We start from the raw sequence: 14,685 nt of genomic DNA on the forward strand, positions 1-14,685 counted from the left end.
GGGCGGGCAAAGGTAGGCAGAGAAACGCTGCGAAATGGTGGCCCACTAGGAATTCCGGCAACAGCGCACGCCAATCTTAATTGCCCACTTTAGAAAAACCGGGAAACCGAAAAGGTTAGTTTCAGCGGATTAAACTTTTCAAAACCAGTTGGAACGGTGGTAGAACGACCTCTAATTACAGTAGCTTGGTTTACCGTATGACTATCAACAAAGTGGTTGTTGTATAGCCGGACACCTAACTCAAATGCCAATTTATTCCTGCACATATAACGCACCCCACCCAAATATTCAATGGACTTTGGCTCAAAGCCCCAAATCCCTGGGATCCTCCAAATATGGGAATTTTCTATCGACGAATGATACCCCGTTGTATAAAACCGATAGCGTGGCCGGAATCTTCCGAATAAACCAAATCGCGGACTAAGCTGGTATACCAAGGATAGCTCCGGGGCAATCATAAAATCGTAGAAGCGATCAGCCGTTCGAAGATCAAAAGAAATGATGTCACCAGGTTTGTATCCTGGGCGATAAGGCCGAGTGAATGTCGCAAGCTGAAAATGAGCACCTGCACCAACCCATAGGGATAAACGGCGAAAGTTCAATACCTTTTTTTGCCCAGATATGCCAATTCCATACGTGCCGAAATATTCAGGCTGACTGCGCAGCAATTCACGTGAAGACGAACCATACAATCGTTTATCATGCGCCTCAATAGCCGTTTCAATCGTCAAACCCCAGCGGGAAGAATCCAATTGAGCACGCACTGAACCTAAGGGCAAAAATAAGATTACCAATACAATTACGAAGGAACCCAACACAAAGGTATTCCAGCTAGGAAAGTTGGAGCAGCGGATCATTGAATAATAATTTTACGGGTGGTCGTACTTTGCGGAGTACTTAACCTTAAGAAATATACCCCTGAAACGTAGGGACGTGGAACAATGCTGCTTAGCTCTTCACCCATTCGCCAAACAACAAGAATTGCCCAGTTGCTGCTTTGCTTACTAACCCCAATAACGTAATGCGAAGCGAACACAAGTTAGTTCCTTTTTCTGAATGTTCAAATGGCTGTATTTGACTAGAAAAGGGAAATCCTTCTTTTCACTTATTCTCCTTAATCAACATCCCCCAACCCCGCCAACACCCTCAACAGCGCATCCATTTCCGCAGCGGTGTTGTAGGCGTGCAGGCAAATCCGGAGCCGTTCTGCACCAGCGGCCACGGTGGGCGAACGGATGCCTTTGACCAAAAGACCCGCCCTGCGGCAAGCGGCTTCGGCGGCCAGCACCGCCGCGTTGCCGGGGGTGGAAAAGATTTGAATGGGGCCTTCTCCCCCACTCAGGGAGACACCGAGCCCGGCCCGCTCCGCCGCGCTGCGGAAGTAAGCAATGTTGTCGCCCAGGGCTGCGTAACGGCTGGCGTGGTAATTGGCCAGCTTAGCATAGGCCCCCGCAATGCCGTACCATTGATCAGGGGCAGGGCCAGTCGTGTAAATGAACGGACGGCAGGTATTGATCAGGTATTCCCGCAAATTTTGGCTGCCCAACACCGCCCCGCCGTGGGTGCCAAATGCCTTACCGTAAGTGATGATGGTCGCAAAAACCTGGTCTTGGAGGCCGTGGCTGGCGACCAATCCGGCCCCGGCCCGCCCCTCCAATCCCCCGGAGTGCGCTTCGTCTACGATCAGCTGGGCCCCGAAACGCGCACAAAGCCCGGCCAGCTCCGGCAGGGGCGCTAAGTCTCCATCCATACTGAAGCGGCTTTCGGTCAATACGAAGCGCTGTCCATCGGGTCGGGCCGCGGCCAGCAGCCGTTCCAGGGCCAGGAGGTCATTGTGCGGAAAGCGAAGGGCCTTGCCCAGGCCCAGGCGGATGCCATCGCGGCAACTGGCGTGCACGAGTTCGTCGTAGAGCAGCGTATCCGTCCGGCGTACGAGGGCGGAGAGCAAGCCGAGGTTGGCGGTATAGCCAGAGTTGAAGACCAGGGCGGTGGGATAGCCGTGGTAGGCGGCAATGTCGGCTTCAATGCCGTGCCACTCGGCTGCGTCGCCGGAGATGGAACGGGAGCCCGTTGCGCCAGACCAGGTGCTGGCCGCCGTCTCGCCCCGCTTTTGCAAGGACGTTCCCGGCACCTGCGTTCGCGCCAAACCCAAATAGTCGTTCGACCAAAAATCTACCCCCGCCAGCGTGCCCCCCAGCGTGCGCCAGGTACCGGCCGCCGCAATTTCGGCCAAACGTTGTTGGAGAAAGTCCGCCATCCCTTCCGAATTTACCACTCGGTCATCTCCCCGAAAAGCTGCCAAAGTTGGTCGTCCTGGGGGATGGGCGCGATGATGTGTACGGTCTCTTTTTTCACCGGGTGCTCAAAGCGGAGCGAGCGGCTGTGCAGGTTGATCGTGTTCTGGTCGTTGCGGTAACGGGAGCCGTATTTTACGTCGCCCTGGATCGGGGTTTTCAGTTGGTCGGCGAGTTGCACCCGGATCTGGTGCGGGCGGCCGGTTTCGGGGGTGACTTCCAGCAGGACGTTGGAGCCGACACGGCCGAGGAGGCGGTAGCTGAGCTTGGCCAGTTTAGCGCCCTGGTGGCGGTTGGAGTCGGCCTTCGGGACGATCTTGCTGCGGTTCTTTTCGCTGTCCTTATACAGGAAGCCCGAAAGGCTGCCCTCAATGGGGTCGGGCTGTTCGCCGACGATGGCCCAGTAGGTTTTGGCTACTTGGCGGTCGCGGAACTGCTCGTTCATGCGGGTGAGCGCCTTGCTGGTGCGGGCGAAGAGGATGAGGCCACTGACGGGGCGGTCGAGGCGGTGTACGGAGCCGAGGAAGACATCGCCGGGCTTGTTGTAGCGGAGCTTGATGTACCGTTTGGCCCAGTCCATCACCGTCTCGTCGCCCGTAATGTCGCTTTGGCTGAGCAAGCCGGCGGGTTTGTTGATGGCGATGAGGTGGTTGTCTTCGAAGAGGATCTGGAAGTTCATTGGTACGGCTTTGAGGTCACAGGTCTTCCTGGCCTTGGTTTGGGGCGCAAAGATCGGAATTTAATGCCGACCGCAACCCAGGGTACTATTGAACGTGCGGTTGAGCCCATGGAGTAACAACAACTAATTGGTCTTCAACGGCCTTGTAGTATTGTAGTTTTGTAGTTTTGTAGTTTTGTAGTTTTGTAGTTCGGTAGTACTGTAGTAGAAAACTACCGAATTATGAAACCATTGCACGCTAACCATCTGAAAATCAGCTTACCTCTACGTTGTATACCCCAAGCTGACGTTATTGATGGTTAAATGAACTAGCCAAATCCCCCACCGTGCTGCTAACCCTCGGTTTTTCTCCGTGCCCCAACGACACTTTCATTTTTGACGCGCTGGTCCACGGCCGCATTGATACGGAGGGGCTGCGCTTTGCGGTCCGCCTGGCCGACGTAGAGGAGCTCAACCGCCTGGCATTTGCGGGCGAGCTGGACTGCACCAAGCTCAGCTACCACGCCCTGGGCTACCTGACGGAAAGCTACGCCTTGCTTAACGCCGGCAGCGCCCTGGGCCGGGGGGTGGGCCCCTTGCTGGTGACGGCCGACGCCGCGCTGGCCCAAAATTTCGTACCCGACGCCAGCACGAAAACCGCCATTCCCGGCAAATACACCACCGCCAATTACCTGCTGGGACTGGCCTACCCCAACCTGCAACAAAAGGAGGAAGTCTTGTTTTCGGACATCGAAGGCAAGGTCCTGGCGGGCGAATTCAGCACCGGCGTGCTCATCCACGAAAACCGCTTTACTTACCAGGAGCGGGGCCTGCACAAGATTGCCGACCTGGGCGAATACTGGGAGGGCAGCACCGGCCACCCCATTCCCCTGGGCGGCATCGTTGTACGGCGCACGCTGCCGCCGGAGGTGCAGGCGACGGTGGATCGGGTGCTGGCGCGGTCCGTCCGCTACGCCTTCGACCACCCCGCCGCCTCCGAAGATTATGTGGCGGCCCACGCCCAGGAGATGGACCCCGGGGTGCGCCGGCAGCACATTTCCCTTTACGTCAATGACTATTCCGAGGACCTCGGCGTGGCGGGCCGGGCAGCGGTGACGGCCTTCCTGGCGCAGGGCAAAGAGCGGGGCGTGATTCCGGCGGGGCGGGCCGACGTATTCGTAACCCGGTAGATGCGCGGCCGCCGTTCGTCGAAAAGCACCAGGCCGCCCGACGGAAAGCGCTACATTTGGACCCTATGGGATTAATGGAAAACATCCGCGTTGCCCTGCGCAGCGTCAACGCTAACCTCCTTCGGGCGCTGCTCACCACGCTCATCATTGCCGTTGGCATCATGGCCTTGGTCGGCATCCTTACGGCCATCGATGCGGCGATCTATTCGCTCTCCTCCAACCTCTCCAGCCTGGGGGCCAACACGATCGAGATCGAGCGCGTCAGCACCAGCCTGCGCGGCGGCGGTGATGGCCGGGGCCCGCGCAAGCAATCAGCGCCGTTCACCTACGACCAGGCGAGGGAGTTTGCCGAGCGTTACAATTACCCCTCCGACATCAGCCTCAGCTTTTTCGCCACCGGGGCTACGGTGATCAAGTACGCCGACCGCGAGACGAACCCCAACGTTTCCCTCTACGGCATGAGCGTCAACTACCTCAACAGCAAAGGCTACGAAATCGACTACGGCCGCAATTTCACGGAGCGGGAAGTGGCCGAGGGCGGCAACATCGCCATCATCGGTTCCGATCTGGTGGACGACCTCTTTGATGGCAAAGCAGAATTTGCCGTCGGAAAAGAAATCCAGGCCGGCACGCTGCGCCTGACGGTGGTCGGGGCCCTCAAAAGCCGCGGCAGCAGCATGAACACCAGCCAGGACCGCCGCGTGCTCATCCCCCTGCAAACGGCCAAACGCTACTATGGCTCGGGGCAGACGAGCTACGACATCCTCATTGCCGTGAAAGACCCTGCCGGCGTGGAAGCGGCCATGGCCGAGGCTACCGTAACGATGCGCAACGTCCGCCGCCTGCGCGCCGGCGAGGAAAATGACTTTCAAGTAGAAAACAGCTCCGATCTGGTGAGCATCATCAAAGACAACACCGTGACGCTGCGCCTGGCCGCCGTTTCCATTGGCTTGATGACCCTGCTGGGCGCCGCTATCGGCCTGATGAACATCATGCTCGTGTCGGTGACAGAGCGTACCCGCGAAATTGGCGTGCGCAAGGCCCTGGGTGCCACCCGCCGCAACGTCCTGCTGCAGTTCCTGGTGGAAGCCATCGTCATTTGCCAGATCGGCGGTATTCTCGGCATCATCCTCGGAGTGGCGGCGGGCAACGGTGTCGCCCTGGCCACCGGGGGCAACTTCATCATGCCCTGGGTCTGGATCGGGATGGCGCTCGTCGTCTGTACCGTAGTGGGCCTGGTGTCCGGGCTCTACCCCGCCATGCGGGCGGCGGCGCTGGACCCCATCGAGTCTTTGCGCTACGAGTAGGGGGGCGAAAGGCTTACGGTAGGTCTGGCTGAGGGTGTCCCCACCCGAATATGTCCACGTTTCGGGTGGGGACACCCTCAGCCGGTATTTTACGGGAGGGGACTGCCTCCCTCAGAGCAAATTATTCGCATCGGGGAAAGCCACTTTGGGCTCAAAAACCAGGGCTTCTTCGGTCGTCATGTAACCATAGGCGATGATGATGACGACGTCGCCCACCTGGCAGCGGCGTGCGGCGGCCCCGTTAAGGCAGATGATGCCGGTGCCTTCCTCGCCGCGGATGGTGTAGGTTTCGATCCGTTCACCGTTGTTGTTGTTGACGATCTGCACCTTTTCGCCTTCGATGATGCCGGCGGCATCCAGCAGCTTGCCGTCGATGGTGATGGAGCCGACGTAATTGAGGTTGGCCTCAGTAACGGTGGCGCGATGAATTTTTCCTTTAAAGCGTTGAATCAGCATAATCTGACTGGGTTGGGGCGGTAAACTGTGGTATTTCGCCTACGCAAGACGGCAGCTCGCCGGGGAGAAAACGGTAATTAATGCTTAAGGGTTGAATGGTGCGGCCAATGCGTGGTTATCAATCAGGCGCACCGGGCCGCAACGCACGGCCGTGGCTACCACGATTTCGCGGCTCGTTTCGCCTTCGGTGTAAGGCAAAAGGGTATCGCCGTGGCAAATTTCGACGTATTCGGGGTCCAGGAGCGGATGGCGGCGGAGGCCATCCAGGGCCAGGGCTTCGAGCTGGCGGGCGGGCCAGCCCGCCCGCAGGCCGGCGACAACGGCGGCCAGGTGGCGGTTGATGGCCGGTGCGGCCTGCCGTTCGGCGGGACCCAGGCGGCGGTTGCGGCTGCTCATCGCCAGGCCGTCGGCTTCCCGGACGGTCGCCACCGCGCGCAGCACCACCCCCAAACCCAACTGGGCAATCATGGAGCGGACGACGGCCACCTGCTGGTAATCTTTTTGTCCCATCACCAGCGTGGTGGGCCGGACGATCTCCAGCAGGCGGCTCACCACCTGCGCTACGCCCGCGAAATGGCCGGGGCGGTGCGCCCCCTCCATGCGGGTGGTCAGACTGCCGAAGTCGAGTTGCTCCGCCAGGCTCACGGCCGTGCCGGTGGGGTACACGTCTTCGACGTCGGGCAGGTACAACACCTCGCAGTCTACGCCGGCCAGCAGGGCCGCATCGGCCTCGGGCGTGCGAGGGTAGGCCTCCAAATCCGCCGCCTCGTTGAACTGTGTGGGGTTCACGAAAATGCTGCACACCACCGTCGGGTGGTCAGCGCGGGCGGCGCGCACCAGGGCCAGGTGCCCCTCGTGCAAGGCCCCCATCGTAGGTACGAAAGCGATGGGGCCCGGAGCCCGGTCTAAGTAGTCCCGCAGTGCTTCCGCGGTGGTAAATATCTGCATTGCGAAGTGGCTCGGGTAGGTTGGGCGGGTAAGTATTTCGGGCGCGGCCGCAGGTGCTCCCCCCCGCCCCCCCGAAGGGGGGAGTAGGTTGGCCCCCCAACCCCCAAAGGGGGAGCAGCGGGGGAAGTCCGGGGGCCAGCCGAGGCCTTAACCCCGCTGTTGAAAAGACGTTCGCGGCACCTGCGACAGCGCCCAATTGGTAAAACGAAGAAGCAAAAAGGGGCCGAAAGTGCCGAAAAACCTGGGTCGGCGGGCCGAAATGGCGGCGAAGATAGTCGGTCTCCATAATATTTCGTAAATTTGCCCCGGCTGATGCCTCGGCGGTGGTGGACAATGGTCCCGGTCCGGCGAACAACCTGAATTGATACCGATAGCGATATGAGTAAAAGAAAGGTGCTGATTGTCACCCAGGAAATGGAACCCTACACCGTTGCAAAGGATATTGCGACTACCGTGCGGGCCCTGGCTCCTCATCTCCAGAAGAATCAAATGGAAATCCGCGTGTTGATGCCCCGCTATGGCACCATCAACGAGCGCCGCCATCGCCTTCACGAAGTCGTTCGCCTCTCGGGCATGAACATCATCGTTGATGACAATGACTTCCCCCTCATCATCAAGGTAGCGTCGCTGCCCGATAAGGGCCTGCGTATGCAGGTGTACTTCCTGGACAACGAAGATTTTTTCAAGCGCAAGTTTGTTCACCACGACAAAGAGGGCAAGCCTTTTGCCGACAATGCCGACCGCACCGCCTTTTTCTGTAAGGGCGTCATCGAGACGGTCAAAAAATTTGGTTGGCCGCCCGACATTATCCACTGCCACGGCTGGATGACGAGCCTCATCCCTTTCTATCTCCGCACGGCTTACAGCACGGAACCGCTCTTTGCGGACAGCAAGATCGTCTACAGCCTCTACCAGAGTGAGGCGGAGGAGCACATTGCGACCGACTTCCCCAACAAGGCCAGCATCAACGCCCTTTCGGCCGAAGACCTGGCGCCCTACATGCACGAAGGCAAGCCCGACCTGCACGGCGGTGCCATCAAATTTGCCGATGCGGTGATCAAGGGCTCCACGGAGCTGAGCGCCCACAACGAAAGTTTGCTGGCGGCGGCGGAAGTGCCCGTCCTCGACGTCCAGGGCGAAGATGCCCCGGCGGCCAGTCTGGATTTCTACTTCAGCCTGCTCGAAGAAGAGGTGGTGAAATAGCGGTGTAATTACCGGGCCGCAGCAAAAAACCAGCGGCGATACCAACCTTAAGGCCCACCACCGGGGTCTATTAGCAAAAATCCTTCCTTCGCTCCGGTGGGGGAAGGATTTTTAAGCGCAAGTCGGGCGGTTTACCCGGCTCCGCTGCCGCTGCTCCGGTGGCGGTCGTTTCCATTCTTTAACCTGTCTTTACCCCTAACCGGCCTCCTGACTTTTGGTGCGGCTCCGGTGTGTTCCCTTCCCCAATACCAACGACGATGACTAAGTATCTCTTTTTTGCGGCGGCTGCCCTGATCTTGCTGCAGAGTGCCTGCACCGACCCCATCACGGTAGGCTCCGACCTCCTGGCGGGCGACCGGGCCGAGTTGGGGCAGACGGTGGACATCACGTTCACCACCCGCGTAGTGCCCGACGATAGTTTGCTGACTTACGATGCCAGCAGCAACTCGGCCGTCGGGACGTTCAACTTTGGGCATCTCAGCGACCCCTTCGCGGGGGAATGGATCCACAGTGTTTACATCATCCCCGAACTTAACCGCCGCCAGAGCACCGGCCTGATTGACGTGCCAGCGTTTGCCCTGCGCCCTGAGGTGTTGGTAGATTCCGTGGTCTTGCTCCTTCCGATTGACACAGCGCAGGCCCTTTATGGCCCGGGGCGTCTTTTCCCCTACCGGCTCAACCAATTGGCGGGGGCGGTCGATCAATCCCGTGATTACGATTCCAACGTCAGCTTTCCCCGGGGCTTCAACGAGCTCAACCGGGAGAATGTGTTTCTGGCCACGCGCGAGCCACGGCTGCTTTACGACACGATCATCGCCAGGGGTGCAGACTCTTCGCGGTACAACTTTCCGCACGTACGTATTCCTCTGGACCAGCAGTTTGTGGACCAGCTGAACCTAAGGGACGCCAGCACCTTTGAGAGCGATACTACCTTCTGGGAATTTCTGGCGGGTTTTCAATTAGAGCCAACGGAAGTGACGAATGCTTTGCTAAAGCTACAGCCCTTACCTGCGCGAGCGGGTGAAATTCCCTTCGCAGGTTTGTACTTCTTCTACCCCGATACGCTCGACCAGCGGCCCACCTTTTACCGGGCACCGCTTTCGCTTTCGCTGCCGCGCTACGAGCGCAACTACGCGGGGTCTTTGGCGGGTGATTTGCTGTTACAGGGCGTCAACAACGAACGAACGTTCCTCGGCGGCCAGGCCAGCCTGATGACGGAGATCAATTTCCCCGATCTGACGAGCCTCGAAGACGTGGTGATCAACCAGGCCGAAATCAAGCTGTACCTGGAAGACGTGGCGGGCTACGATTACGCAGACTACCCCTATCCTACCTTCATTGCACTGTACTACCGCGACGGAAGTGGAAACCTGACGCCTATTCTCGACCGGCAACTGCTGGGCAACCCGAACAGCAACCTTGCCATCCGGCAGTTTTTGGGTGGAAACCCCCAGGAAGACGAAGAGGGGAACATTTTTTACCTCCCCCGCTTCTCGGTACACCTGCAGCGGATGATCGACGGAACGGTGCCTTCCACCATTTACGCGCGGGTAGTGCCCATCGACCGCGACCCGAGCCGGGCGGTACTGGCTGGGCCCGAGGCAAGCGTCCGGCCCGCTACGGTGAAGGTGACTTTTACTAAGCTGGACTAGTCTATAGGTACAGGTTTGGACAGCTTGGTTTCGCTTGGGACAAACTAAGCAGTAAAACAAGGCGTTTGCTTAGGTGGGCTGAGACTTTGGCCTCAATTGCCCGGCCCGGACTACCCGTTCACCGAGGGCTCCTGCTGGCTGCTGCCCTCCTTTTTATTATTAAGCATTCAATTTATGTGTGGAATTGTAGGTTACATCGGCCATCGTCAGGCGGATGAACTCATCATTAAAGGTCTGGAACGGCTGGAGTACCGTGGATACGACAGTGCGGGCCTGGCCATCATCAACCAGGACGGCCTGGCCATCCACAAAAAGGCGGGTAAAGTAAAGGCGCTTCGCAAACTGCTGAGCACGGAAGACACCAGCGGCACCATCGGCATCGGGCACACCCGCTGGGCCACCCACGGGGAACCCAACGACCGCAATGCCCACCCCCACACGGGCGGGAAAAACCGCCTGGCCCTGGTCCATAATGGCATCATTGAGAACTACGCCGTCCTGAAAAGCGCCCTCATTGCCGAGGGGCACCACTTCACGAGCGACACCGATACGGAAGTGTTGGTCCACCTGATCGAAGAAATCCAGCGGGAGGGCGACCTGGCCCTGGACGAGGCCGTCCGCCTGGCCCTCAACCGGGTAGAGGGAGCCTACGCCATTGCGGTGATTGACCGGGAGAACCCAACCATGCTGGTAGGCGCACGCAAGGCCAGTCCGCTGGTCGTCGGCATCGGCGAAGGGGAGTTTTTCATCGGTTCTGATGCTTCGCCGTTCCTGGACAGCACCAAACGGGTGGTGTACCTGGACGACAACCAGATTGCGTCCATCTCCCTGGAGCACGGATTGCAACTGCGGAATAAGGACAACGTGACGCAGCCAGCCTTTATCCAGGAGCTCGACCTCCACATCGAAGCGCTGGAGAAAGAGGGTTACGACCACTTCATGCTCAAAGAAATCTACGAGCAACCGAAGACCATCCTGGACGCGATGCGGGGGCGGATCAGCAGCAAAGAAAGCCGCGTCATCCTGCGGGGCATGGAAGAGTACGCCAACCGCTTCGTGCGGGCCAACCGGATCATCATCGTGGCGTGCGGGACGAGCTACCACTCGGGCCTCATCGGGGAGTACCTGATTGAGGACCTGGCCCGGATCCCCGTGGAGGTAGAGTACGCCAGCGAATTCCGCTACCGCAACCCCATCATCAACGAGCACGACGTGGTTATTGCCATCAGCCAAAGCGGCGAGACGGCCGATACCCTGGCTGCGCTGGAGCTGGCCAAGAGCAAGGGTGCCCTGATTTACGGCATTGTCAACAGCGTTGGCTCCAGCATTGCGCGGCTGACGGATGCGGGCAGCTACATCCACTGTGGCCCCGAGATTGGGGTGGCCAGCACCAAGGCCTTTACCGGGCAGGTGACGGTACTGACGCTGCTGGCCCTCAGCCTGGCCCGCAAGCTGAGCACCATCAGCAACACCTATTTCCAGACGCTGCTGAGTGAGCTGGAGCTGATCCCCCAGAAAGTGGAGGAAACGCTCAAATCCAGCGACCACATCAAGTACATCGCCAAGGAAATCAAAGGCCACCACAATGCCTTGTACCTGGGCCGGGGCTATAACTTCCCCGTAGCGTTGGAAGGTGCCCTGAAGTTGAAAGAAATCAGCTACATCCACGCCGAGGGTTACCCCGCAGCGGAGATGAAGCACGGTCCCATTGCACTGATTGACGAAAACATGCCGGTGATTGTGACGGCGACCAACCGTTCGGCGTACGAGAAGATCGTGAGCAACGTCCAGGAAGTGGTTGCGCGCAAGGGGCGGGTGATTGCCATCGTCAACAAGGGCGAGCAGGCCATTACCAGGATTGCCGACCACGTGATTGAGATACCGGACACGGAAGAGCCGTTTTCGCCCCTGCTTTCGGTCATTCCGCTGCAACTGCTGAGCTACTATATTGCCGTAGAATTGGGTAAAAACGTAGACCAGCCCCGGAATCTGGCCAAATCGGTGACGGTAGAATAGCGCCAGGGGAGGCCGCAGTTGGGGGCGGAGACCTTTGCGACGGACATTGCTGTTCAAGGCGCTATCTTTGCACCTGCGTCCGCGCCCCACTGGGCAAAAATTGTAAATGTAGTGGCTGCCGCCCAGCGGAGAGCGCCACTAAAAAAAGACGCCAGTCTAAAAAAAGACTAAGCTATGGAATGGGATATTGCCTATAACACCACCCAGGAGGAACTGATTTTCAGTGAGTACGGCCGTGCGGTGCAGGAACTGCTGCGCAACGCCAACAACGTGGAAGACGACGACGAGCGGCAGGCTTACGTGGAACGCGTGATCAAGCTGATGCTGCAGATGCAGCCCGGCATCAAGACGCAGGATAAGTACGAGGAGCGGCTGTGGCGCCACGCCTTTCAGATTGCGGGTGAGCCCCTCAAAGTACAGCTGCCCGAGGGCGTAACGCTGGAGCCGGCGACGGAAGAAAAAGAACTGGAGCCCCTGCCCTACCCCGAATCTACGGTACGGATGCGGCACTACGGGCAGCACGTGCAAGACCTGATCAAGGCCGCCATGGCGATGGAAGATGGCCCAGAACGGGACCTGGCGACGTACACCGCAGCCTACTACATGAAAATAGCGCTGAGCAGCTGGGACCAGGGGAAATTTGTCAACGAAGACATGATCCGCAAGGACCTGTACGAGTTGAGCGAGCGCAAGCTGGTGTTGCCGCCCGATGCCAAGCTGGGCGAACCCGGCCCCAACCAGCCGGCGCAGCACGACGACAAAAAGAAGAAAAAGAAAAGCAAAAACCGGAGCATGAAGCAGACGATCCAGCCGCCCCAGGTTTCGCGCCCGACGGGTGGCCACACGGGTGGCGGCGGCGGTGGCAGCAAAAGCCGCAACCGGAATAAGCGGCGGCGGTAGGGAGTTGCGGCGGGCGCAAGCACAATTTCTCCGTTAGCGGCCGTCCTTGCGCAAGCTCCTAGTGCTTGATACCCTATGCTCACACAAAGACCCATCCGGACGGACCGTAAGAGGAAAGGGAAAGTAGTCCCGGTGGGCAGCTACCTAAAAAGGAAGTCCTTACCTCACCCACCAATCCACCTCCTCATGAAAAAAACCTGCACCAGCCTCTTCCTACTCCTTTTCCTGGCCTGGAATCTGGGCGCACAAACGGAGGCCGACTACATAAAGGCCCTGGGCCAACACCTGCAAGGGCAGACGGAACACGCAGTGGAAAACGGACGGGTGGATATCCTGACTGCTACCCACGCCATTGAAGTGGAATGGGCAACGAAGTGGAAAAACAGCATCGGGCAGGCGCTTTGGTACAGCCTACAGACCAACAAGAAAGCGGGCATCATTTTGCTGCTCAAGGAGCCCAAAGATTACGCGCAGGTCATTCGCCTGGGGAGTACTTTGCGCTATGCGGGGCTCGGGGAGCAGGTTAAAGTCTGGGTTTACCCCAACGATTTCCCGGGCCTGCAGGTGGCTCCGCCATCAGTGTCCCCCAACGCCGACCCCAGCCTCACGCACTGGCTGAATCTGAATTCCCAGAAACGGCATAACGCCAAATGCACCAGCAACTACGGGCGTACCAGCAACGGCCGTTATTGCCGGGCCGATGAGGGAGTTGCCTGCGGGATTTGCGGCGGTTAGCTGGCGGTAATACGTCAAAACCGCAGGAAAAATGCCCGCCCAGAGCGCGCTCAGACCTTCATGGCAACGTTGGATAGCACTGGCGTGGCGGCGCTGGCTGCTTTTTTGATGATGGCGACATCGCCGGTGGTTTCCAGGATGATCATGTCTACGCCGTCTAAGGTAGAAAAACCTTGCTGGCGGGCGGCGCTGTAGATTTCCTCTTTCGTCAGCCGCTCCTTTTTCATGGCGGACTCCACAAAACTCCCCTGGTAAAAAATCAGGTTCGGGCGGCTGGTGATCAGGGTTTTTACGGCTTTTATGCGGACGGAGAGCCAGGTCAACAGGAATTGTAAACCAATAAAGATCAGCATTGCCATGACGCCATTGACGAGGGGAACACTCTTATTGAGGGCAACACTGGCCAGTACCGAGCCCAGGGCAACGGTTACTACGAAATCAAAGGCATTCATTTTTGCCAAAGTGCGTTTGCCGGAAGCCCGCAGCAAAACCACCATGGCTGCGTAGGCCAGAGGAGTAGTGAGGACCACTTTGAGAAGACCTTCCCAACTGTCGAACCAGAAGTTTTCCATAGACTGCGACGCTTTAATTGAATGGCCAGTACAGAATTCTGCAGTGGGCGCAGCGTGGAACTTTTGCGCTCCGGTAGTGTGCCCTCAGGTACTACGGAAGGCGTAGCCAATTGTTCGTTGTGGGGTGGGGCCAGCCCACGCTGGGCCGCTTTGAAGGCCTGGGTGGCGGCCATCAGCTTGGCAAGTTGAGTTCTTCGGCGACGTAGGCTTCGGTGATGCGGAGTATTTCCTGGGGTGCGATCATTCGTTTTTATTCCATTTTTCCAGGTTGTTATTCAGCCGCCGGATTTCGATCAGTAGTGAGTCTTGGTTGGAGGGCCTGGTAAAACCCTCCAAGACATCTTTCAAAAATGTTGACAAGGTATCGGAACCAAATAAACTCGGGCCTGCAAATACCAGCAAGGTATCTCCAGACGCGATCATCTCCTTCTCCGTTCCTAGCTCAACCATAAGCTCTACTTCGCCCAGCAGACCCACACTACCAAGTTGAAATTTTGAGTCAAGGGGCAATACTGGTTCTTTCTGAAGTTGCAGTTCCAAGACGACCTGACCTCGAGGACTTAAAGCGATATCATCTATCTGCCCTATTTCAATGCCGTGGAGGGTTACGGGAGTTTCCACCCGAAGTCCGCCCACCTCATCTGCTACCAAGTAAATGGTGTTCACCTCGTTTTTACACGAGTAAAAAAGACTGGCCAAAATCAGGGCAAACAAAAAATATTTTCTCATCGAATGGCAATTTTAGTCAAGTACT

15 protein-coding genes are annotated in these 14,685 nt (G+C 58.1%); 7 read left to right on the plus strand and 8 right to left on the minus strand.

What is annotated here, in order from left to right:
* Positions 1-89 precede the first annotated feature (89 nt).
* The 4 genes from H9S92_RS07075 to H9S92_RS07090 all read right to left on the minus strand — a co-directional run bounded on the left by H9S92_RS07075 (position 90) and on the right by H9S92_RS07090 (position 2,973).
* A complete protein-coding gene (locus H9S92_RS07075) occupies positions 90-857 on the minus strand; it encodes a hypothetical protein (protein ID WP_187466013.1) in 768 nt (255 codons plus the stop codon).
* The gene (locus H9S92_RS22810; protein ID WP_406612122.1) at positions 854-964 is read right to left on the minus strand and encodes a T9SS type A sorting domain-containing protein; all 111 of its coding nucleotides are present in this window, start codon (positions 962-964) and stop codon (positions 854-856) included. The genes H9S92_RS07075 and H9S92_RS22810 overlap by 4 nt, the downstream gene beginning before the upstream one ends.
* A gap of 150 nt (positions 965-1,114) precedes the next feature.
* Positions 1,115-2,257, minus strand: a complete 1,143-nt coding sequence (locus H9S92_RS07085; protein ID WP_187466015.1) for an aminotransferase class I/II-fold pyridoxal phosphate-dependent enzyme — start codon at positions 2,255-2,257, stop codon at positions 1,115-1,117.
* Between the two features lie 11 nt (positions 2,258-2,268).
* Positions 2,269-2,973, minus strand: coding sequence for an RluA family pseudouridine synthase (locus H9S92_RS07090; RefSeq protein ID WP_187466016.1), 705 nt, complete (start codon positions 2,971-2,973; stop codon positions 2,269-2,271).
* A gap of 326 nt (positions 2,974-3,299) precedes the next feature.
* On the opposite strand from H9S92_RS07090, the gene H9S92_RS07095 reads away from it, so the two are divergent.
* Together H9S92_RS07095 and H9S92_RS07100 are read left to right on the plus strand one after the other, a co-directional pair.
* Positions 3,300-4,142 (plus strand): 1,4-dihydroxy-6-naphthoate synthase, encoded by an 843-nt coding sequence (locus H9S92_RS07095; protein WP_187466017.1) that lies wholly within the window; start codon positions 3,300-3,302, stop codon positions 4,140-4,142.
* A gap of 65 nt (positions 4,143-4,207) precedes the next feature.
* Complete coding sequence (locus H9S92_RS07100) at positions 4,208-5,449, plus strand: ABC transporter permease (protein ID WP_187466018.1); 1,242 nt, start codon at positions 4,208-4,210, stop codon at positions 5,447-5,449.
* Positions 5,450-5,560: 111 nt separating this feature from the next.
* On the opposite strand, the gene panD is transcribed toward H9S92_RS07100, so the two are convergent.
* Positions 5,561-5,905, minus strand: a complete 345-nt coding sequence (gene panD, locus H9S92_RS07105; RefSeq protein WP_187466019.1) for an aspartate 1-decarboxylase — start codon at positions 5,903-5,905, stop codon at positions 5,561-5,563.
* Positions 5,906-5,989: 84 nt separating this feature from the next.
* The gene (panC, locus tag H9S92_RS07110) at positions 5,990-6,853 is read right to left on the minus strand and encodes a pantoate--beta-alanine ligase (RefSeq protein WP_187466020.1); all 864 of its coding nucleotides are present in this window, start codon (positions 6,851-6,853) and stop codon (positions 5,990-5,992) included.
* 378 nt (positions 6,854-7,231) lie between these two features.
* Here panC and H9S92_RS07115 point away from each other — a divergent pair, with 378 nt between their 5' ends.
* The 5 genes from H9S92_RS07115 (at position 7,232) to H9S92_RS07135 (ending at position 13,359) form a co-directional block, all read left to right on the plus strand.
* Positions 7,232-8,056 carry a glycogen/starch synthase gene (locus tag H9S92_RS07115; RefSeq protein ID WP_187466021.1) on the plus strand — a complete coding sequence of 275 codons (825 nt, stop codon included), beginning with the start codon at positions 7,232-7,234 and terminating at the stop codon, positions 8,054-8,056.
* Positions 8,057-8,313: 257 nt separating this feature from the next.
* Complete coding sequence (locus H9S92_RS07120; protein WP_187466022.1) at positions 8,314-9,708, plus strand: DUF4270 family protein; 1,395 nt, start codon at positions 8,314-8,316, stop codon at positions 9,706-9,708.
* A 174-nt stretch (positions 9,709-9,882) separates the two neighbouring features.
* The gene (gene glmS, locus H9S92_RS07125; RefSeq protein WP_187466023.1) at positions 9,883-11,724 is read left to right on the plus strand and encodes a glutamine--fructose-6-phosphate transaminase (isomerizing); all 1,842 of its coding nucleotides are present in this window, start codon (positions 9,883-9,885) and stop codon (positions 11,722-11,724) included.
* A gap of 174 nt (positions 11,725-11,898) precedes the next feature.
* A complete protein-coding gene (locus tag H9S92_RS07130) occupies positions 11,899-12,624 on the plus strand; it encodes a DUF4290 domain-containing protein (protein WP_187466024.1) in 726 nt (241 codons plus the stop codon).
* Between the two features lie 186 nt (positions 12,625-12,810).
* The gene (locus H9S92_RS07135) at positions 12,811-13,359 is read left to right on the plus strand and encodes a hypothetical protein (RefSeq protein WP_187466025.1); all 549 of its coding nucleotides are present in this window, start codon (positions 12,811-12,813) and stop codon (positions 13,357-13,359) included.
* Between the two features lie 50 nt (positions 13,360-13,409).
* On the opposite strand, the gene H9S92_RS07140 is transcribed toward H9S92_RS07135, so the two are convergent.
* Positions 13,410-13,931 (minus strand): DUF421 domain-containing protein, encoded by a 522-nt coding sequence (locus H9S92_RS07140; protein WP_187466026.1) that lies wholly within the window; start codon positions 13,929-13,931, stop codon positions 13,410-13,412.
* Between the two features lie 240 nt (positions 13,932-14,171).
* Positions 14,172-14,660, minus strand: a complete 489-nt coding sequence (locus H9S92_RS07145) for an MlaD family protein (protein ID WP_187466027.1) — start codon at positions 14,658-14,660, stop codon at positions 14,172-14,174.
* Positions 14,661-14,685 lie beyond the last annotated feature (25 nt).

Source organism: Neolewinella lacunae (genome assembly GCF_014349155.1).
GTDB classification, from domain to species: Bacteria; Bacteroidota; Bacteroidia; order Chitinophagales; family Saprospiraceae; genus Neolewinella; species Neolewinella lacunae.